Raw genomic sequence first — 19,625 nt, forward strand, 5'->3', positions numbered from 1 at the left:
CCGCCCGCCCCGCGCCCTCTGCGACAGGAGTTCCGCTTGTCCGCCCCTTCCTGGTACGAAGACGTCACACCCGGCCGCGGCGTCCTCCCGCCCCGCGCCTGGTACGCCCACTCCGACACCGCCGCCCTCTCCCTCGACGGAACCTGGCGCTTCCGGCTCTCGCCCACCGCCCTGGCCGACACGTCCTTCGCCGCCGAGGGGTTCGACGCCGGCGGCTGGCGCGAGATCACCGTGCCCGGACACTGGGTCCTCCAGGGGAAGGACCTCGGCACTCCCGCCTACACCAACGTCGTGTACCCGTTCCCGGTCGACCCGCCGCGCGTGCCCACGGAGAACCCCACGGGAGACCACCTGCGCCACTTCGACCTCCCGGACGAGTGGCCCGGCGTGGGCGGGGCCGTGCTGCGGTTCGACGGCGTCGAGTCCTGCGCGCGGGTGTGGCTCAACGGCGCGGAGCTCGGGGAGTTCAAGGGGTCGAGGCTCCCCCACGAGTTCGCCGTCGGGCCGCTGCTGAAGGCACGTGACAACGTGCTCGCGGTCCGGGTCCACCAGTGGTCCTCGGGTTCGTACCTGGAGGACCAGGACCAGTGGTGGCTGCCGGGGATCTTCCGGAGCGTGACGCTGCTGCACCGCCCCGAGGGCGCCCCCGGTGACTTCTTCGTGCACGCCTCCTACGACCACACGGCCGGTACCGGCACCCTGCGCGTGGAGTGCGACGTGCCGGGCCGGGTCACGGTGCCGGAACTCGGCGTCGACACGGCGACCGGGGAGGCCGTGACCGTGCGGGTCGCCCCGTGGACCGCGGAGACACCGCGACTGTACGGAGGCACACTGACAACGGCCGCCGAGCGGATTCCGCTGCGCGTCGGTTTCCGGACGGTCCGCGTCGAGAACGGTGTCCTCACGGTGAACGGGCGTCGTGTCCTCTTCCGTGGGGTGAACCGGCACGAGTTCCATCCCGACAGCGGACGGCGGATCGACCCGGAGACCATGCGCCGGGACGTGGAACTGATGAAACGCCACAACGTCAACGCGGTACGCACCGCGCACTATCCGCCGCACCCGGCCTTCCTCGACCTGTGCGACGAGTACGGCCTGTGGGTGATCGACGAGTGCGATCTGGAGACCCACGGCTTCCAGCGGGTCGGCTGGCGGGGCAACCCCGTCGACGACGCCCGCTGGACGCCCGCTCTGCTCGACCGCGCCGCGCGGATGGTGGAGCGCGACAAGAACCACCCCTCGGTGATCCTGTGGTCGCTCGGCAACGAGTGCGGAACGGGTGCCGGACTCGGCGCGATGGCCGACTGGATCCGGGACCGCGACCCCTCCCGGCTCCTGCACTACGAGGGCGACCGGTCCTGCGCCGACACCGACGTCTACTCGCGCATGTACGCCACGCACGACGAGGTCGACGAGATCGGCCGCCGCGCGGACGACGGTCCCGCGGCCCGGCGTTCGCTCCCCTTCCTCCTCTGTGAGTACGCGCACGCCATGGGCAACGGACCCGGCGGGCTCAGCGCGTACCAGAGACTCTTCGAGACGCACGAACGCTGCCAGGGCGGATTCGTCTGGGAATGGATCGACCACGGCCTGTCCCACCCGGTGTACGGCTACGCCTACGGAGGCGACTTCGGTGAGGAACTCCACGACGGCAACTTCGTCTGCGACGGTCTGCTGTTCCCCGACAGGACGCCGTCACCCGGCCTTCTCGAGTACAAGAAGGTGATCGAACCCGTCCGTATCGCGGGGGCCGGGAGCGGGACGGGTAACACCGAGGGCGGGGCCGGCGACACCGTGCGCGTCACCAATCTGCGGGACTTCGCGGACCTCTCGGACCTCGCCTTCACCTGGTCCTACCAGATCGAGGGGGAGACCGTGGCGAGCGGGCCGCTGCAGGTACCCGCGCTCGCCGCCGGGCAGAGCGCGGACGTCCCCCTGCCCTCTGCGCCGGAGCGCGTCACGGCCGGGGAGCGGACCTGGACGGTCCGGGCCGAACTCGCCGCGGACGTTCCCTGGGCGTCCGCGGGCCACGAGGTCGCCTGGGGCCAGTCGCGCGTGTCGGAACCCGTTCCCCCCACGCCGGCACGCGGCGCACGGGCTGACGGAACCGGCGGGCGGATCACTCTGGGGCCGGCCGCCTTCGACGCCCGCACCGGCGAACCGCTCACGATCGGCGGGATTCCGGTGACCGGCCTGCGGCTCGACGTGTGGCGCGCGCCCACGGACAACGACAACGGCTCGGCCCGGCGTCCGGACGAACGCTACGGGCCGCTGTGGCGCGAACTCGGACTGCACCGGGTGCGGCACCGGACCGACGCGGTGTCCCTCGACGCGGAGGACGCGGCCGACCCCGGCGGTGACACGCTGACCGTGGTGACCCGGGTGGCTCCGGCCGCCCGGGATCTGGCACTGCGCACCGTGTACCGCTGGACCTCGGACGGTACGAGGCTGAGGCTGACGGTCTCCGTGACACCGGAGGGCGAATGGCCGCTGCCCCTCCCCCGACTCGGTATCGCGCTCGGCCTGCCCGCCAGGATGCGACGGGTCGACTGGTTCGGCGGCGGTCCGGACGAGGCTTATCCGGACACCCGGGCCGCCGCGCGGCTCGGTCGCTGGCACCGCACGGTCGAGGAACTCCAGACGCCCTACGTCCGCCCCCAGGAGAACGGCGCCCGGATCGACACCCGATGGGTCGAACTCGGCGACGGAAAGAGCGGGTTGCGGATCGAGGGGGACCCCGCCTTCTCGTTCTCGGCCCGCCCGTGGACGGACGAAGCCCTCGACGCGGCGAACCACCGGAGCGACCTCGTCCCCGGCGACACGGTCCGGCTCCACCTGGACCACGTGCAGCAGGGCATCGGCTCGGCTTCCTGCGGTCCCGGCGTCCTGCCCGAGTTCCTGGCGGTCCCCGTCCCGGCCGAGTTCGGCTTCACGTTCACGGCGCCCGGCACTCCCTGACCGGGAGCCCGCGCGGCGCCGGGCCGAGGGAGGGCACCTTGTCCGTGAGGGGCGGGGCGGACCCGCGGAAGCGGGTCCGCCCCGCCCCGTCCAACGCGCCGCCACTCCCGACGGCCGGGGTGGTGGCGTCGGGTCATACGGGTGGACCTCCTCGGGGCTCCGGGGAGACGGGATACGCGCAGGACGTGAGAACAAGCTCCGAACCAGTGGGAGCGCTCCCACCGTGACGACGCGGGGCGAGCGCGTCAAGGTGCGTGAAGAGTCGAAGCCAATCGACGAGGAATTCCGTCGACGCCACCGCCAACTACAGCGCCCTCAAGGAGGACCACTTCGCCATCGGCGACACCGTCAACGGCGTGTCCGTACGCCAGTCGAAGTGGGTCGACTGGAACCGGTATACCGACGAGCTGTCGTATGCGCAGGCCATGCGCGCCACACTCGTCTCCCAGGGCTTCGACCCGGGCCTCGGCATGCTGGTCGACACTTCCCGCAACGGCTGGGGCGGCACCGCCAGGCCCACCGCGCCCGGACCCGGGAGCACGGTCGACACCTATGTGAACGGCGGGCGCCCGCAGGCCGCTCCGGCCGCCGGCATCGACGCCTACGTCTGGATCAAGCCGCCGGGCGAGTCGGACGGGGCCAGCGACGAGATCCCGAACGACGAGGGCAAGGGCTTCGACCGGATGTGCGACCCGACCTACACGGGCAACGCGCGCAACGGCAACAGCATGTCGGGGGCGCTGCCCGACGCACCGATCTCGGGGCAGTGGTTCTCCGCGCAGTTCCAGGAGCTGCTGAAGAACGCCCACCCGGCACTCTGACGGCCGGCCCGGCCCGCACCGGGACCGTACGGCCCACCGGGCTCCGTGCGGTCCCGGCTCGCATCAGGCCCCGGCACGACTCCGGACGTGCGCGGCCCGCGCGAGCACGGCCGGTAGGACGGCACCGCCCTTGGGTCGGAGGGCCTCTGACCGGGCGGTCACGCCCTGGCACGCACGCTGCCGGTGTTGCCGACATGCCCTGGTAGCTCCGCTATGGTGACCTCCCGTCTGGGAATCGCACGCACCGGACCGCGTCCGCCTGCCGAGGGCCACCCGGCGGCTCTTGGCCGCCCCGCTCAGGAACTCGCCCGCACGATCAGCTCCGTCGGCAGCACCCGGTGCGCCTCCGCCTCGGACGACGGTGTGCCATCGGCGGCACCGGCGATCTTCCGGAGCAGCAGCCGGGTCATGGTGCGTCCCATCTCCTCGATGGGCTGGCGCACGCTGGTCAGCGGCGGGTCCATGTGCCGGGCCACGGCCGAGTCGTCGACGCCGACGAATGCGACGTCCTCCGGCACGCGGCGGCCCGCCGCGCGCAGCACCGAGCGCGCGCCCGCCGCCATCACGTCGGAGGCCGCGAAGACCGCGTCCAGCTCGGGCGCGCGCTCCAGGAGTTCCCGCATCGCCCGACGCCCGCCCTCCTCGGTGAAGTCCCCCGTCGCCACCAGCGACGCGTCGGGCACGAGACCGACCTCCGCCAGACCCGCCCGGTAGCCGTCGAGCCGGCACCGGGCGACGTACATGTCGAGCGGGCCGGTGACGGTGGCGATGCGACGGCGACCCCGCCCGGCGAGATGCGCGACGGCGGAACGGCCCGCGCCGACGTTGTCGGAGTCGACGAAGTCGACGGGTTCGGATTCCGCCCTCCGCCCGTTCATGACCAGGGGCAGCCCCAGCGCGGCCACCCGGTCGGGCAGCGGATCGTCGCGGTGCACGGACGCCAGCAGGACGCCGTCGACCCGGTGGGCGGCGAGGTACTGTTCGAAGCGCTGCCGCTCCTGCTCGGTCCGTACGAGGGTGAGCAGCAGTTGTCTCTCGGCGTCGGCCAGTTCGGCACTGGCCCCGCGCATCAGGCCCATGAAGTACGGCTCCGCGAACAGCCGGGCCTCCGTCTCGGGGATGACCAGGGCAACCGCGTCGGTACGACGGCCCGCCAGCGCGCGGGCCGCCTGGTTGGGCACGTAGCCGAGTTCGGCGACGGCCCGTTCGACGGCCGTCCTCGCCTGCTCGCTCACCCGGGGCGAGCCGTTGATCACCCGCGAGACCGTGCCGCGCCCGACCCCGGCCCTGGCCGCGACCTCCTCCAGGGTGGGTCTGTCGCTGCGTCGATCGTTCACGCTCCTCGAACTCCCTCTGTACCCGGCCGTGTTCCGCACCCGTCCCGGTCGCCGCCGGCGTGGGGGCCCGAGGGCATCTCCGCGCCCCCATACCGGCGGAACACGGCCCACCAGGATCTGGGAGCGCTCCCACACTAGGTGAACGAACCTTCCGGCGCCAAGCCCGCGCCCAGAAGGTGACGGCACACCCCGGCGGCGAACCGGTCCGAAACCCCGCGCACACCTTCCGGTAACGAATCCGCGTTCATGCCTTGACACCCACACCCGCCAGGCAGCAACCTTCCGGCAACGACGTGGGAGCGCTCCCATCCGGGATGCGAGAACGACCCCATCAGGTCCGGGCGGGCCCTCGCCGAGCCGCGAACCGTCCGCCGGGCCATCGGCGCACAACGAGCACCACCTTGGACGAGGAGAGTGGAATGCGCACTTCCAGCAGCAGACGCGGGCACACCGCCATCGCCGCGGTCGCCGTCCTCGCGACCGGCACGGCCCTGCTCACCGGCTACGGGGGCGGGAACGACGACGCGGCCGGCGACGGGACGATCACGCTCCGGATCGGAACCTTCGGTTCCTTCGGCTACGACGACGAGACCGGCGCGAAGCTCTACGCCGAGTACGAGAGGACCCACCCCGGTATCAAGATCGAGGAGTCGAACGTCGCCGACGGCCAGAAGTACTGGGACACCCTGAAGTTGCGCCTTTCCCGAGACAGCGGCCTGGCGGACATCCAGGCCCTGGAGGTGGGCTACATCGCGGAGGCGACCGGCCCCGCGATGGCCGGCAAATGGGTCGATCTCGCCAGGACGGGCGGTGCCGACCTCGGCGCGTTCCTCGACTGGAAGGTGCAACAGGCCACCACCGCCGACGGTTCGGTGATCGGCCTCGGCACCGACATCGGCCCGATGGCCATCTGCTACGACAAGGACCTGTTCGCCAAGGCCCAACTGCCCACCGACCGCGTCGAGGTCGCCGCGCTCTGGGCGGGCGACTGGTCGAAGTTCCTCCAGGTCGGCGAGACATACCGGAAGAACGCGCCCACCGGCACCTCCTTCCACGATTCCGCCAGTGGCCTGTTCAACGCCGTGGTCTCCAGCCAGCCACTCCAGTACGCGAACGCCCAGGGCGAACTGGACTACCAGAACAGCCCCGGTGTGAAGAAGGCATGGGACACCGCCGTCGCGGCGGCGCGGAACGGACTGACAGCCAAACTGCGCCAGTTCGACGAGAAGGGCACCTGGAACGCGGCCTTCAAGAACTCGAGGTTCGCCACCGTCGCCTGCCCGAGCTGGATGACGGGCATCATCAAGGATCAGGCCGGCGCGGGGAACCAGGGCAAGTGGGACATCGCAGCGCCGCCCGTGGCGGGCAACTGGGGCGGTTCCTTCCTCGCCGTCCCGAAGGCCGGCAAGCACGTCGAGGAGGCCGCGGAGCTCGCCGCCTGGCTGACCGCCCCCGCACAGCACGCCAAGGTCTTCGGTGTGAACGGCAACATCCCCTCCTCCAAGGACACCCTCACCTCCCCCGTCGTCCAGGACGCGAAGCTGCCGTACTTCGGCGACACCCCGGTGGGAAAGATCTACTCGGAGGCCGCCGCGGGCATCACGCCCGCGGCGGTCAGCCGCTGGGACGGGCAGGTGAAGACCTTCATCACCGACAACGGCATCCTCGACATCGAGCAGCGCGGCACGGACCCGGACGCGGCCTGGCGGAACGTCAAGAAGCTGGTCGACGACAAGATCGACCAGTAGCGGGGACCGTGTGACGGCCCGCCGCCGCCCGAGGGGCGGGCCGTCACCGTCCACACCACCGCACGCATCGACCTGGAAGGACGCCCCCGTGGCCACCTCCGTTCGGGCGACGAGCGGCGACTCCCCGCCCCCCGTCGCACCCCCGCCCTCCTCCCCGCGCTCCCGCTCGCGTGCGGCCGGCCGCACCGGCCTGCGCGGCACGCTGTACCGCTGGGACCTGAAGGCGGTCCCGTACGTCTTCATCGCCCCCTTCTTCCTCACCTTCGCGGCCTTCGGGCTCTTCCCGCTGCTGTACACGGGCTGGCTCTCGCTCCACCGCGTCGAACTCGGCGGCACCGCCCAGTGGCGGGGACTGGAGAACTACAGCTCGCTCGCGACCAGCGAGTTCTTCTGGAACGCCCTCGCGAACACCTTCACCATCGGTGTGATCTCGACCGTCCCACAGCTGCTGATGGCGCTGGTACTGGCCCATCTGCTCAACTACCGGATGCGCGGGCGTGGCTTCTTCCGCGTCGCGGTCCTCGCCCCGTACGCCACGTCCGTCGCGGCGGCGACGCTGGTCTTCGCCCAACTTTTCAACACCGACTACGGCCTGATCAACACGGCTCTGGGCTGGGCCGGCTTCGCCCCGGTCTCCTGGGAATCGTCCAAGTGGCCCTCGCAGATCGCGATCTCGGCGATCGTCACCTGGCGCTGGACCGGCTACAACGCCCTCATCTACCTGGCCGCGATGCAGGCCGTGCCGCGGGATCTGTACGAGGCCGCGGCGCTGGACGGCGCCTCACGCCTCCGGCAGTTCCTCAGCGTCACCGTCCCGTCGATCCGGCCGACGATCCTCTTCACCGTCGTGGTGTCCACCATCGGCGCCACCCAGCTGTTCGGTGAGCCGATGCTCTTCGGCGGAAGCGTCGGCATCAGCGGCGGCAGTGGCAACCAGTTCCAGACCCTGAGCCTGCTGATGTACGAGAAGGGCTGGGTGACCGGCGCGCTGGGCCAGGCGTCCGCCATCGCCTGGGTGATGTTTCTGCTTCTGCTCCTGATCGGCGCGGCACGGACGCTCGTCACCCGGGCCCACCGCAAGAAGACGGGGGCCTGACCTCATGACGCACATCCTCGACGCGACCCGCTCCGGTACCCGCGGGCGCGGCGGACGGCGTTCGGCCGCCGGCCGCCCGCACCACGCCGGACCGCTGACCTACGTCCTGCTCGGGCTGACCTCCCTGGTCTCGCTCTTTCCGCTTTACTGGAACCTCGTCGCCGCCTCGCACTCGGGCGAGCGCGTGGTCGCCGCTCCCGCGCCCCTCCTTCCGGGTCCGCGGCTTCTCGACAACCTCACCTTCGCCTGGAACCAGGTCGACATGGGCGAGGCGCTGGTCAACACCACCGTCGTCGCGAGCCTGGTGGCCCTGTCCACCGTCCTGTTCTCCACGCTGGCGGGCTTCGCCTTCGCCAAGCTCCCCTTCAGGGGCCGAGGCGCCCTGCTGGCGCTGGTGGTGGCGACGATGACGATCCCGCCGCAGCTCAGCGTGATCCCGCTCTACCAGATCGTCACCGATCTGGGGTGGGTCGACCAGCTCCAGTCGGTCGTCCTGCCGTCCCTGGTCGCTGCCTTCGGCGTGTTCTTCATGCGGCAGTTCCTCGTCGAGGCGCTGCCCGTGGAACTCGTCGAGGCGGCGCGCGTGGACGGCGCGCACAGCCTGCGCGTCATCTGGCACGTGGTGTTCCCGGTGGCCAGACCCGCGATGGCGGTGCTCGGGATGCTCGTCTTCGTGCAGGCGTGGAACGACTTCTTCTGGCCGTTCATCGCGCTGACTCCGGACGGCAGTCCGACCCTGCAGGTGGCCCTGGCCGGTCTCGGCGCGGGCAACCACTCCGTCGACCAGGCGATCGTGCTGACGGGTGCGCTGATCTCCACGCTGCCGTTGCTGCTGGTCTTCGCCGTGCTCGGCAAGCACATCGTGGGCGGGATCACCGCGGGCGCCGTCAAGAACTGAGCCGCAGGCCCTTCCCCGCTCCCGTCCCTCCCCGGCCGATTCCGTCCCCGGCCGTACCGCATCCGCATCCACCGCCTCGCGTTGGGATTCCCTATGACCGCGTCCGAGACCCGGCCGCTCACCGCCGGCCGTCCCTTCCCCGCCGACTTCCTGTGGGGCTCGGCCACCGCCGCGTACCAGATCGAGGGCGCCGTCCGCGAGGACGGCCGGACGCCTTCCATCTGGGACACCTTCTCGCACACCCCGGGCAAGGTCTTCGAGGGTCACACCGGTGACGTGGCCGTCGACCACTACCACCGCTTCCGCGACGACGTCCGGCTGATGGCCGACCTCGGCCTCAACGCCTACCGCTTCTCCGTGTCCTGGTCCCGCGTCCAGCCGACCGGGCGCGGCCAGGCCGTGCAGAAGGGCCTGGACTTCTACCGCCGGCTCGTCGACGAGCTGCTCGCCGCGGGCATCGAACCCTCCCTGACCCTCTACCACTGGGATCTGCCCCAGGAGCTGGAGGACGCGGGTGGCTGGCCCGAGCGGGCAACGGCCGAGCGTTTCGGCGACTACGCCGCCCTCGTCGCCGAGGCGCTCGGGGACCGGGTAAAGCGCTGGACCACGCTCAACGAGCCCTGGTGCAGTGCCTTCCTCGGCTACGGCTCCGGCGTCCACGCCCCGGGCCGCACCCACCCCGTCGCCGCCCTGCGGGCCGCGCACCACCTCAACCTCGGTCACGGGCTCGCCGTCCAGGCCCTCGGGACGTGCCTGCCCGCGAGCCGTCTCCTGTCGGTGTCGCTCAACCTCCACGAGATCCGTCCGCTGACCCCGTCGCCGGAGGACCGGGAGGCGGCTCGGCGCATCGACGCCGTCGGGAACCGTGTCTGGCTCGGTCCGATGCTGGAGGGCACCTACCCCGGGGACCTCCTCGCGGACACGGCGCACCTGACCGACTGGTCCTTCGTACGGGACGGCGACACCGCCACCACACACCAGCCGCTGGATCTCCTGGCGGTCAACTACTACGCGCCGACGGTCGTCTCACGGGTCGGGCCGGGTGCGCGGAAGCCGCGGGACGACGGTCACGGCGGCGGCGCGCACTCGCCCTGGCCGGGCGCCGAGGACGTCGCCTTCCACCGGGCGCCGGGCGAGCGGACCGCCATGGGCTGGCCGGTCGACGCCACGGCGCTCCACGACCTGTTGACTCGCACCGCCGCCCGGTACCCCGGCCTGCCGCTGGTCATCAGCGAGAACGGCGCGGCCTACGACGACGAGGTCGGCCCGGACGGCACGGTCCACGATCCCGAGCGCGCCGCCTATGTCCACGCCCATCTGGACGCGGTGCACCGCGCGATCGCCGACGGAGTGGACGTACGCGGGTACTTCCTCTGGTCGCTGCTCGACAACTTCGAGTGGGCGTACGGGTACGCGAAGCGGTTCGGCGCCGTCCACGTCGACTACGAGACGCTGAAGCGCACGCCCAAATCGAGCGCCCGCTGGTACTCCCGCGTCGCGCGGACGGGTGAGCTGCGGCCGCCGGGAGACCTGTGACGTGCGGGGAACACGGGCGGGACGGCCGGCGGACGGAGACGTGGAGCCCCGTGTGGGGACGGCCGGTGCGGGCGGTTCAGCTCCCTACGACCGGCACGCTCAGCGGGGCCCGGAAGGACAGCAGGCCGAGCATCGGCGGCTGCCCCGGTGCGGCGGTCCCCGTCGCTTCCGGGTCCGTCGCCGGGCGGACGCGGGGGAGGCGACGGGCCACCGCCCGGAGCGCCACCGCGGCCTCGGTGCGTGCCAGTGAGGCGCCCGGGCAGCGGTGGCGGCCGGCACCGAAGGCGAGATGGTGCCGGGCGTTGGGACGGTACGGGCACATGGTCCCGGGGTCGGAGAAGACCTCCGGGTCGGAGCCGGTTCCCATGAGCATCAGCAGCAGCGGCGCACCGGCGGGAAGCGGCACCCCGCCGAGTTCCACGGAGTGCGGGGCGACGCGGCGCCAGGTGGTCACCGGCGGTTCGCGCCGCAGCACCTCCTCCACCCATGCCTCGGCCAGGCCGGGTTCACGGGCGAGACGCGGCCACAGGCCGGGTTCGGCGAGTGCGCGGTGCAGCACGGTGGAGATGAGCTGTCCTGTCGTGGACTGCCCCGCGATGAAGACGAAGAAGCAGGCCCCGACGGCGGTCGCGACGTCGAGCGGCCGACCGTCGGGCAGCCGGTGACGGGCCAGCGCTCCGATGAAGGAGTCGGGCGCGGCTGCGGCCCCGCGCACGGTCGCGGTGAGCCACTGGTGGAACTCTCCGGCGAGCACGGCCAGCTCGTGCCGGCGTTCGGGTGCGGGCCGGCCCCAGAAGAGCTCCAGCGAGGCGTCGCTCCAGCGCACCAGGGTGGCCGGGTCGATGCCCTCGATACCGAGGAGTTCCATGAGGACCCGGCAGGGCAGGGTCTGGGCGAAGGAACCGAAGAGGTCGCATGAGCCGGTGGCGGCGATCCGCGCCGCCGCAGTGTCGAGCAGTTCGCCGGAGACGCGCTCGATCACCGGAACGGCGGCGGCGACGCGTGCGGCGTTGAAGAAGCGGGTGACCGTGCGGCGCAGTCCGTGGTGGCTGGGGGTGCCGTTGTTGGCGAGGGCGGGCGGAAGACGGAAGCCGGCTCCGGCGAGCACCCGCAGGACGGGGACGGGCAGCGGATCGACGGCGTGCTGGGCGTTGTCGGGATGGAACGCGACCGGATCGAGCAGGACGCGGCGAACGTCTTCGTAGCGGCTGACCAGCCACAGGCCGGTTCCCGGGTCGAGGTGGACGGGCGCCTCGGACCGCAGCCTGGCCAGCGAGGGGTAGGGGTCGCGGACGAAGCCGTCGCCGAAGAGGTCGAGGAGACCCAGCGGGTCGCGTCCGTCGCCGGCCTCCCGCCCGCCGGGCGTGAGCGGGGCCGTGTCCAGGGCCGAAAGATTCACCGCCGGACGCTAACACGCGGGCGGGGCCCTCTCACGCACGGGTGCGCGGCGTCACGCGAGGTCGTCGGGTTCGTCGTCGGGCCGGGCGGCGGCGCGGCGGCCGACCACGGCCGCGGCGGCGAGCGCGCTGCCGAGGAAGGCCGTGGCGACGACCCAGGGGCGGTCCAGCACGTGGCCGGTGGCGTGGTCGAGGGAGTAGCGGCCGGGGCCGGTGATACCGATGGCGGCGGCGGCGAAGCCGAGGAAGGCGGGGTACTCGAATCCTCCGGACTGGGCGAAGAACCCGGCCGGGGCATGCACGGAGACGGCGCCCGCCATCGCGCCGGCCGCGGCGGCACCGGCGGCCGGGGTGGCGAGGCCGAACACGAGCAGGGCCCCGCCGCCGGCCTCGCCGAGGCCGGCGGCGACGGCGCTCTCGCGCGGCGGGTGGAAGCCCATGGCCTCCATGGCCTTGGTGGTGCCTTCGACACCGCCTCCGCCGAACCAGCCGAAGAGCTTCTGGGTGCCGTGCGCGGCCAGTACGGCGCCGGTGCCGACCCGGAGGACCAGCAGGCCGAGGTCGCGTCGGTTGAGGTTCATGAGGACTCCCGGTGCGTGGAGGAGCGGAACCGCGTGCGGGACGCGGGGCGTCGGCGGTGACGGTGGGGACGCCGGGCGGGCGGATCACGGGACGTGCACCTCCACTCTTGCCGCGCGACGTGCGCGGTCCTGCCTGTTGCTGGACCATTCGAGGCACCTTTTGCGAGTTATGCCCCCTGTTGCTTTAGTGGGAGCGTCGCCGTCGAGCGCGGCCGACCCGACGGAAGGGGTACCGATGGTCACCGGCTCCCCTCCGGACCGCGGCTTCACCGGAGACCGCCGCGCCGATGGCCCTCGCCGAGGCGCTGTTTCTCCGTACGCGCACGACCCCGCGCCGGCCGAACGCCCCTCGTCCGGCCGCCGGACCGACGACAGGAGGACCCCGATGACCCAGACTCACGCCCGGCCGCCCGAGCCGCCGGGTCCTCACGGACGCGACGTCCCGGCGGGCCCGCTGCGCGCGCTCGCCGACGTCGCCTGGCAGGTCCTGCTGACCGCCGCATTGGCCTCCCTGGCGCTCGGTGTGATCGTGCTCGCCTGGCCGGACGCCTCGCTCCGGGTCGCGGGCGTCCTGTTCGGGCTCTATCTGCTCCTCAGCGGTGTGACACAGTTGGTGGCGGCCTTCGGCACGCATGCCGCGACCGCGCCACGCGTGATGGCCTTCATCAGCGGCGCCCTGTCGATCCTGCTGGGTCTGTTCTGCTTCCGGGGCGCGATGCAGTCGACCCTGCTGCTCGCGCTGTGGATCGGCATCGGCTGGCTGTTCCGGGGCATCATGCAGACCGTGGCCGCTGCGTCCGACGAGGCCATGCCGGCGCGGGGCTGGCAGGTCTTCCTCGGCGTCGTGAGCGCGCTGGCGGGCGTCGTGCTGATCGTCTCGCCGCTGGAGTCGGCCAAGGTGCTGACCGTGCTCGTCGGTGTCTGGCTGCTCGTGATGGGAACGGTCGAACTGGTCACCGCCCTGCGGGTGCGGGCACGGGCGAGGGCGCTTCCGCCCGGCGCATGAGTACCGTTCGCGCCGGGTCGCCCTGAACGACGTCGCCCCGCGGCCGGGCCCCACGGCGCATGCGCTACATTTTGCCGGTCCTTGACCACGATCACTCATGATCACTTCTCCTCGGAGCCGGCGACCCATGACCGACATCGTCAACGGCCTCGGCCGGGCAACCTCTTACGGCGCGCTCGGCGTGGTGCTGCTGATCCTCGGCATCGTCCTCGTCGACGTGCTGACCCCGGGCAAGCTCGGCCGGCTGATATGGGAGGAACGCAACCGCAACGCCGCCCTGCTGCTCAGCTCGGCCCTGCTGGGCATCGGCGGCATCGTCTTCACCTCCATCTGGACGACCTACGACGACTTCGGCAAGGGCCTTCTCTCCACGGCCGCGTTCGGACTGCTCGGCATGGTGATGATGACGGTGGCGTTCCTGGTGGTGGACCTCATCACGCCCGGCAAGCTCGGCGCGATCCTCGTGGACCCCGCGCCGCATCCCGCGGTCTGGGTGACGGCCTCCTGCAACATCGCCGTCTCCGCCGTCGTGTCCGCCTCCATCGCCTGAGAGCCTGGCGGGTGCCTCTGAGAATCTCCAGGCCGTAGGCCGCCTGGCGGGCTCTCAGCCGCGGAGGGGTGCCACCTCCAGGAACCTCCGGCGGCGGGGCCCCCGGTAGAGCAACGCCTCCCAGCCGAGCCGTTCGAGCACCGGGACGCAGGCACCGAGCGCGGACTCCTCCTCCCGCGCGGCCCCGCCACCGGGCGGCCCGAGCCACTCCACGACGACGGTTCCGGGCCGTTCGCCCGCGCGGACCCGGTAGCCGGTCGCCACCCGGGCGCCGGAGGCGTCGACGGCCGAGACCGCGGTCCGCGATGCCTCCAGCACCAGGGCGACCGACCGCACCGGCTGTGCTCGCTCCCAGTCGGCCGGGGCGGCCCGAGGGTCGCCGCCGCCGGTACGCGTCAACCGGCGGATCTGCAGCAGTCCGTCCAGCGCGGCCCGTACGTCCCGGGACCGCTGCTCGGCCGCCTCCGGCGGCAGCGGCGGTCCGTCACCCGTGGCCGGTGCGAACGTCCCGCCGGTCACAGCAGCCGCCGGATGTCGCCGCGTACGCGGTAGAAGCCGCCCGAGGCGGCGTGCAGCGCGTCGACCGCGTAGCGCGCCCCCGGTTCCCGGATCGCCCGCGGGAACTGCACGTTCCAGGACGTCTCGTAGCCCTCGGTCACCACGTGCACCCGGGTCCTCCCGCCGTCCCGCACGCATTCGACCACGACCGAACCGGCCGGGGCGGAACGGACCGAGGCCACCGACCGGACCGTCGTCGCCGGCTCGTAGGTGGGGAGGGCGGCGGCCAGTTTCACGTCCCTGGCGACCGGGACCGTCCCCCGCTGGGCCGCCGTGATCGCCGCCTCGCTCGCGTCCACGCAGACCAGGGAGCCGTCGGTGGTCACCAGGTAGAGCCGCTCGTCGCGGTACTGCATGGAGAGCGCCGAACCGCCTCCGGTGCCCAGCTTCCACAGCCGGGTGCCGTCCTCGGCGAAGCAGTACACCGACGACGCCGAATCGCCGGCGAAGACGAACCGTCCGCCGGGCGAGGTCGCGCACGAGTACACCGGGCTGTCACAGGCGTAGACCGCCTCGGTCCGGCCGTCCTTCTTGGCGAGGCGCTGCACCTTCCTCCGGGCCGTGCCCGCGTACACCGCGTCGTTCTCCTGCCAGCCGAAGAGGACCCCGCCCTCGGTGACGGTGTGCCAGAGCTCGCCGCCTCCGTCCGGGTCGTACGCCGTCACACCCTTGCTGTGCCCGTGGTAGACGGCGCTGTCGTCGGCCCGCACCATCCAGGCGTGCTCTCCACGGCCGGTGCGTGACCACTGGTGCTCGTCCTCGTGGTCGATCACGGTGAGCCGGCCCGAGCGGTCGGCGACGTCCAGGACGCCCTCGTGGATGTCGAGCCAGAAGATGTCGACGTCCGCGGCGATGTCGTAGGCGGCGAACGGCAGCTTGGACGACAGGTCGTACACCCGGCCGTCGTCGCAGCCGGCATAGATCCAGAAGTCGTCGGCGACCAGGCACTTCACGCCGTCGGGGAGACTGAAGCGGGCCTGTACCTCACCCGTGTGACTCAGCGTGTAGACGTCCCCGGACTGGTTGCCCACCCAGCAGCGCTCGTCGTCCACATGGATGCCGAAGGCCGAGGAACCGGTCCGGAACCGCCACAGGACCGGGGCGACCGCGCGGGCGGTGGAGGGCGCCGAGGCGACCTCCCGACGAGTGACCGAACGGGCGGCCCGCACGCCCTGGACCGCCGGGGCGTATCCCTTGCGGACCTTCTCCGCTATCTTCCTGGCCGCCGCTGCCTCGGCCTTGTCGGCCGTGGCGAAGCTGGAGGTCTGGGTCTGCCCGGCGGCGCCGATCCGTCCGTATCGGACCGACACGACCATTCCCTCGACTGTCACTTCGTAGAACTTGTGCGCGCCGCCGCCATCCTGCGACAGCTCCAGATAGGTCTTCGTCGTCATGTCGAGAACGTTAGGGGCCGGCACTGACATCCCGCCTGCGCCCATGTCCCGTCCGGACCTCCCGCCCGTCCGCTGGGGCGGCCCCGGCGGACAGCTGGACGGCCGCCCCTCACCCCCCACGCGGCAGCAGGGTCCGGCGGGCCGCAGGCACGGCACCTGTCAGACCTCGACGGCGTCGGCCGGGCGGTTCTCCTTGAGCGTGATCCGCCCCTTGCGGATGGTCGCGAGACGCGGGGCACGACGGGCGATGACGCTGTCATGGGTGACCATGACGAACGTCAGGCCGTGCTCCTTCCACAGCCCTTCGAGGAGATCGACGATCTCGTCGCGCATCGACTCGTCGAGGTTGCCCGTCGGCTCGTCGGCGAGGAGCACCTTGGGACGCTTCACCAGCGCGCGGGCGATCGCGACGCGTTGTTGCTGGCCGCCGGACAGCTCCGACGGCAGGTGCCCGAGGCGTTCCTCGAGGCCGACCGACTCCAGGGCCTCCGCGGCGCGGGCGCGCCGCTCGCCCGCCTTGAGGCCGAGCGGGACGAGCGCCGTCTCCACGTTCTCCTGCGCGGTGAGCGTGGGGATCAGGTTGAAGCTCTGGAAGACGAAGCCGATGTTCCGGCCGCGCACGGCGGTGAGCCGGCGCTCGGAGAGCTTCGCCAGATCGGTGCCGTCGAGCATGACGCTGCCCGCCGTGGGCCGGTCCAGACCGCCGAGCATCTGCAGCAGCGTGGACTTGCCGCCGCCCGTCGGGCCCTGGATGACCAGGCGGTCGCCCTCCTGGATGGTGAGGTCGACGCCGTCGAGGGCGTCGACTCTCTCCTGACCCCTGCGGTACTGCTTGGTGACTCCGGTGAGTTCGTACATGGGTGCAACTCCTGCGATCCGTAGAGGGGGGTCGGGCTACTCGACGCGGCGCAGCGCGTCGGCCGGGCGCAGCCGGGAGGCGCGCCAGGCACCGAAGCCGCCCGCGACCAGGCCGCCGCCGAGGGCGAGGAGGACGGCCAGCCCGACGGTCGCGACGCTGACGGGCGCGGTGAGGGCGATGTCGAGGGTGTTTCCGCCGCCCGCGGCGGCCATGCGGCCGGCGAGTCCGCGGCCGCCACCGGGCCCGGTCGCGAGGGCGCCGGAGCCGAGTTCGGCGGTGAGGGTAGGGCTGATGGCGGTGACGAGGTAGGCGCCTGCGAGGCCGACCCCGATCCCGAGGGCGCCGCCGATGAGACCGTTGACGAGTGCCTCACCCATCACCTGCCGGGTCACCCGGCCGCTCTTCCAGCCGAGCGCCTTGAGCGTGCCGAACTCGCGGACCCGGCGGCTGACGGCCGAGGAGGTGAGCAGGCCGGCGACCAGGACGGCGGCGACGAGTACGGCGTAGGAGAGCCACTTGCCCACGTTGGTCGCCAGATCGGAGGCCGTGTCGAGGGAGCCGGAGACGGTGGCGGCGAGATCGGCGGAGGTGGTGACCGTGGTACCGGCGACGTTCTTCTGGATGGCGGTCTTGACGCTGTCGATGCGGGTGGAGTCGGTCGCCTTCACATAGACGGTGGTGACCTTGTCCTCCGAGCCGGACAGGGTCTGGGCCTGCTTCAGGGGCAGATAGACCTGCGCGGCGGCATCACCGCTGTCGGCGGTGGCGATGCCGATGATCTTGAACGCCACACCCTTGACGGTGAGGTCCTCGCCGACCTCGAGACCCTCCTGCTGGGCGTAGGCACTGTCGACGACGGCGACCTTCGCGTCGGTCTCGGTGGTCGTGAAGGTGCGGCCGGTCGAGACGGTGGAGCTGGTGAGGGGGCCGAGGTCGGGGACGGTGACGTCGGTGCCGTAGATCGAGAAGGAGTCGACGTCGAAGGCGGCCCCGCCGCCGGTGACGCTGTCGCTCCGCCCGGAGCCGCCGCCCGGGCCTCCGGGCTGGGCACTGCCGCCACGCTGGATCTCGCCCCGTTTGAACTCGCCGTTGATCTTCAGGTTGGTGAGGCTGAGCCCGCCGACGGCCTCGGCCACGCCGTCCTGCTCGGCCACGGTGGCCACGGTGGAGGCGGCGAGGGTCTGGAAGCCCTGGACCATCAGGCGGTCGCTGCTCTGTTCCTCACCGTCGCCCTTGCCCTGGAACTCGAACCGGGGCCGCGTCGGCCGTTCCCCTTCCTTGGGCTCCTCCCGCGCCTTGGTGACGGTGAGGTCGGTGCCCAGGCCGTACAGGGACTCCAGGACCTGGGTCTGTGCCTGCTTCATGCCGGAGGCCACCGAGTTGACGACGATGACCAGCGCGATGCCGAGGGCGAGCCCGGAGGCGACGACGAGCGCCGCCTTTCTGCGACGGCGCAGCTCGCGCCGGAGATAGGTGAAGAACATGGCGCGAACGTAGGCACCCGGGGTGACGGCCGGGTAAGGCCCGGGTGAGAGCGGGATGAGAGTCGGACGCGCCGTGGCCGGGCGGATCGTCAGGGCGCGTACGACAGGGGGTCCGCGAGGACCTGGCGGAGGACGACGGCCGCCGCGCCCCGGGCCGCGTCGGCCGATTCGGAGGCGGCACGCAGGCGGCCGGTGCCGCGGCTCCACAGGCCGGAGACCACGCGGCGTTCGAGTTCCGCCTCGACGGCCGGGGCGAGCCGCGACATCAGGCGTGGATAGATGCCGCCGAGGACCACCGTCTCCGGGTCGAGCAGGTTCACGGCGCCGGACAGGGCGAGTCCGAGCATGCGTCCGGCCTCCTCGACGGCGGCCACCGCGCGCGTTTCGCCGGCCTGGACGCGGCGGGCGAGCTCGGCGACCCCCGCGGGGGCGGCTCCGGCCGGCCTCGCCCCCGAAGCCCACTGACCGTAGGGCTCGTTCCCCGGCTCCGCCGGCTCCCCGGCGGCCGGGGCGAGGCCCGCCGCGCGCAGCAGCGCTGCCTGTCCGGCGTACTGTTCGAGGCAGCCGTACGAGCCGCAGCGGCAGCGGCGGCCCTCCGTCGCGACGACCATGTGGCCGATCTCCCCGGCGAAGCCGTGCGCGCCGCGCAGGAGTTCCCCGTCGACGACGATCGCTCCTCCCACCCCGATCTCACCGGTGAGGTGGAGGAAGGTCCGGGTCTCCCCCGCGGTGCCGAACCACAGTTCCGCGAGGGCCGCCGCGTTCGCCTCGTTGTCCGAGGCCACCGGCAGCTCCGGACCCGGCCGCAGCGCCGTCAGCGCGGCGGCGAACAGCCGGTCCGCGGCCACCTGGTTCCAGCCGAGGTTGGGTGCCTGGCGGACGGTTCCCCCGGAGACGAGACCGGGCAGGGCCAGGCGCACGCCGGCCGGGTGCAACGCGTCGCGCGCCGCCTCCTCCAGGGCGCGCGCGGCCAGGGACGCGGCCCGTTCCAGGACGCGGGCGGGGCCGGCCGCGCGGTTGTCGAGGGGTTCGGTCAGCCGGACCCGGTCGGCACCGGTGAGGTCGACGACACAGACCGACACGTAGTCCACGTTGATCTCGGCTCCCAGCCCGGCGGGACCTGTGCCGGCGGGCTTCAGTACGGTGCCGGGTCGTCCCGCCTGGCCGCTGAAGGTCTTGCCCGACTCGACCAGGAAGCCGCTCTCCATCAGCTGCTCGACCAGCGAGGAGACGGCTGCCCGGGTCAGCCCGACGCGGGCCGCGACCGCCGCCCGGGTCGTCTCGCCGGCGGCGTGGACGGTCCGCAGCACGAGGCTGAGGTTGTGCCGCCGCACGCTCGCCTTGTCGGCCTTGGGCTCCACCGGCTGGGGGCGGCCGGTCCCGGGAGTGTTCGTCATCGTGG

Annotated in this window: 15 protein-coding genes and 1 pseudogene; 8 read left to right on the forward strand and 8 right to left on the reverse strand. The window is 72.3% G+C overall.

What is annotated here, in order from left to right; genetic code table 11:
* Nucleotides 1-36: 36 nt before the first annotated feature.
* Both OG393_RS02855 and OG393_RS02860 read left to right on the forward strand, forming a co-directional pair.
* A complete protein-coding gene (locus OG393_RS02855) occupies nt 37-2,958 on the forward strand; it encodes a glycoside hydrolase family 2 TIM barrel-domain containing protein (protein WP_327372937.1) in 2,922 nt (973 codons plus the stop codon).
* Between the two features lie 236 nt (nt 2,959-3,194).
* Nucleotides 3,195-3,779, forward strand: a pseudogene (locus OG393_RS02860) (glycoside hydrolase family 6 protein); the annotation flags it as partial.
* 296 nt (nt 3,780-4,075) lie between these two features.
* On the opposite strand, the gene OG393_RS02865 reads toward OG393_RS02860, so the two are convergent.
* The gene (locus tag OG393_RS02865) at nt 4,076-5,116 is read right to left on the reverse strand and encodes a LacI family DNA-binding transcriptional regulator (protein ID WP_327372939.1); all 1,041 of its coding nucleotides are present in this window, start codon (nt 5,114-5,116) and stop codon (nt 4,076-4,078) included.
* A gap of 419 nt (nt 5,117-5,535) precedes the next feature.
* On the opposite strand from OG393_RS02865, the gene OG393_RS02870 reads away from it, so the two are divergent.
* The 4 genes from OG393_RS02870 (at nt 5,536) to OG393_RS02885 (ending at nt 10,394) form a co-directional block, all read left to right on the forward strand.
* On the forward strand, nt 5,536-6,864 hold the full coding sequence (locus tag OG393_RS02870; RefSeq protein ID WP_327372940.1) for an ABC transporter substrate-binding protein: 1,329 nt from the start codon (nt 5,536-5,538) through the stop codon (nt 6,862-6,864).
* 88 nt (nt 6,865-6,952) lie between these two features.
* On the forward strand, nt 6,953-7,960 hold the full coding sequence (locus OG393_RS02875) for a carbohydrate ABC transporter permease (protein WP_327372941.1): 1,008 nt from the start codon (nt 6,953-6,955) through the stop codon (nt 7,958-7,960).
* Between the two features lie 4 nt (nt 7,961-7,964).
* Nucleotides 7,965-8,858: a carbohydrate ABC transporter permease gene (locus OG393_RS02880; protein ID WP_327372943.1), complete on the forward strand. Its 894-nt coding sequence runs from the start codon at nt 7,965-7,967 to the stop codon at nt 8,856-8,858.
* A 93-nt stretch (nt 8,859-8,951) separates the two neighbouring features.
* Nucleotides 8,952-10,394: a GH1 family beta-glucosidase gene (locus OG393_RS02885; RefSeq protein ID WP_327372944.1), complete on the forward strand. Its 1,443-nt coding sequence runs from the start codon at nt 8,952-8,954 to the stop codon at nt 10,392-10,394.
* A gap of 76 nt (nt 10,395-10,470) precedes the next feature.
* On the opposite strand, the gene OG393_RS02890 is transcribed toward OG393_RS02885, so the two are convergent.
* Nucleotides 10,471-11,793, reverse strand: a complete 1,323-nt coding sequence (locus OG393_RS02890) for a cytochrome P450 (RefSeq protein ID WP_327372945.1) — start codon at nt 11,791-11,793, stop codon at nt 10,471-10,473.
* Between the two features lie 51 nt (nt 11,794-11,844).
* Nucleotides 11,845-12,372: a DoxX family protein gene (locus tag OG393_RS02895; RefSeq protein ID WP_327372946.1), complete on the reverse strand. Its 528-nt coding sequence runs from the start codon at nt 12,370-12,372 to the stop codon at nt 11,845-11,847.
* Nucleotides 12,373-12,757: 385 nt separating this feature from the next.
* On the opposite strand from OG393_RS02895, the gene OG393_RS02900 reads away from it, so the two are divergent.
* Both OG393_RS02900 and OG393_RS02905 read left to right on the forward strand, forming a co-directional pair.
* On the forward strand, nt 12,758-13,378 hold the full coding sequence (locus OG393_RS02900; protein WP_327372947.1) for an HdeD family acid-resistance protein: 621 nt from the start codon (nt 12,758-12,760) through the stop codon (nt 13,376-13,378).
* 127 nt (nt 13,379-13,505) lie between these two features.
* Nucleotides 13,506-13,928 (forward strand): DUF350 domain-containing protein, encoded by a 423-nt coding sequence (locus tag OG393_RS02905; RefSeq protein ID WP_327372948.1) that lies wholly within the window; start codon nt 13,506-13,508, stop codon nt 13,926-13,928.
* 54 nt (nt 13,929-13,982) lie between these two features.
* On the opposite strand, the gene OG393_RS02910 is transcribed toward OG393_RS02905, so the two are convergent.
* The 5 genes from OG393_RS02910 to OG393_RS02930 form a co-directional block, all read right to left on the reverse strand.
* Nucleotides 13,983-14,447 carry a hypothetical protein gene (locus OG393_RS02910; protein WP_327372950.1) on the reverse strand — a complete coding sequence of 155 codons (465 nt, stop codon included), beginning with the start codon at nt 14,445-14,447 and terminating at the stop codon, nt 13,983-13,985.
* Nucleotides 14,444-15,880, reverse strand: coding sequence for a WGR domain-containing protein (locus OG393_RS02915; RefSeq protein ID WP_327372951.1), 1,437 nt, complete (start codon nt 15,878-15,880; stop codon nt 14,444-14,446). Before OG393_RS02915 ends, OG393_RS02910 begins: the two co-directional genes overlap by 4 nt.
* Before the next feature lie 159 nt (nt 15,881-16,039).
* Nucleotides 16,040-16,738 carry an ABC transporter ATP-binding protein gene (locus OG393_RS02920; protein ID WP_327372952.1) on the reverse strand — a complete coding sequence of 233 codons (699 nt, stop codon included), beginning with the start codon at nt 16,736-16,738 and terminating at the stop codon, nt 16,040-16,042.
* Nucleotides 16,739-16,774: 36 nt separating this feature from the next.
* On the reverse strand, nt 16,775-18,223 hold the full coding sequence (locus tag OG393_RS02925) for an ABC transporter permease (RefSeq protein ID WP_327372953.1): 1,449 nt from the start codon (nt 18,221-18,223) through the stop codon (nt 16,775-16,777).
* A gap of 89 nt (nt 18,224-18,312) precedes the next feature.
* Nucleotides 18,313-19,620, reverse strand: coding sequence for an ROK family protein (locus tag OG393_RS02930; protein ID WP_327372954.1), 1,308 nt, complete (start codon nt 19,618-19,620; stop codon nt 18,313-18,315).
* Nucleotides 19,621-19,625: the final 5 nt, after the last annotated feature.

The sequence above is a fragment of the Streptomyces sp. NBC_01216 genome, from assembly GCF_035994945.1.
GTDB lineage: Bacteria > Actinomycetota > Actinomycetes > Streptomycetales > Streptomycetaceae > Streptomyces.

What these genes read in the sequence shown, in the direction of transcription:
- OG393_RS02870 (WP_327372940.1), top strand. Translation starts at nt 5,536, where the DNA reads ATGCGCACTTCCAGCAGCAGACGCGGGCACACCGCCATCGCCGCGGTC.
- OG393_RS02925 (WP_327372953.1), bottom strand. Translation starts at nt 18,223, where the DNA reads ATGTTCTTCACCTATCTCCGGCGCGAGCTGCGCCGTCGCAGAAAGGCG.
- OG393_RS02930 (WP_327372954.1), bottom strand. Translation starts at nt 19,620, where the DNA reads ATGACGAACACTCCCGGGACCGGCCGCCCCCAGCCGGTGGAGCCCAAG.
- OG393_RS02905 (WP_327372948.1), top strand. Translation starts at nt 13,506, where the DNA reads ATGACCGACATCGTCAACGGCCTCGGCCGGGCAACCTCTTACGGCGCG.
- OG393_RS02900 (WP_327372947.1), top strand. Translation starts at nt 12,758, where the DNA reads ATGACCCAGACTCACGCCCGGCCGCCCGAGCCGCCGGGTCCTCACGGA.
- OG393_RS02915 (WP_327372951.1), bottom strand. Translation starts at nt 15,880, where the DNA reads ATGACGACGAAGACCTATCTGGAGCTGTCGCAGGATGGCGGCGGCGCG.
- OG393_RS02895 (WP_327372946.1), bottom strand. Translation starts at nt 12,372, where the DNA reads ATGAACCTCAACCGACGCGACCTCGGCCTGCTGGTCCTCCGGGTCGGC.
- OG393_RS02880 (WP_327372943.1), top strand. Translation starts at nt 7,965, where the DNA reads ATGACGCACATCCTCGACGCGACCCGCTCCGGTACCCGCGGGCGCGGC.
- OG393_RS02920 (WP_327372952.1), bottom strand. Translation starts at nt 16,738, where the DNA reads ATGTACGAACTCACCGGAGTCACCAAGCAGTACCGCAGGGGTCAGGAG.
- OG393_RS02885 (WP_327372944.1), top strand. Translation starts at nt 8,952, where the DNA reads ATGACCGCGTCCGAGACCCGGCCGCTCACCGCCGGCCGTCCCTTCCCC.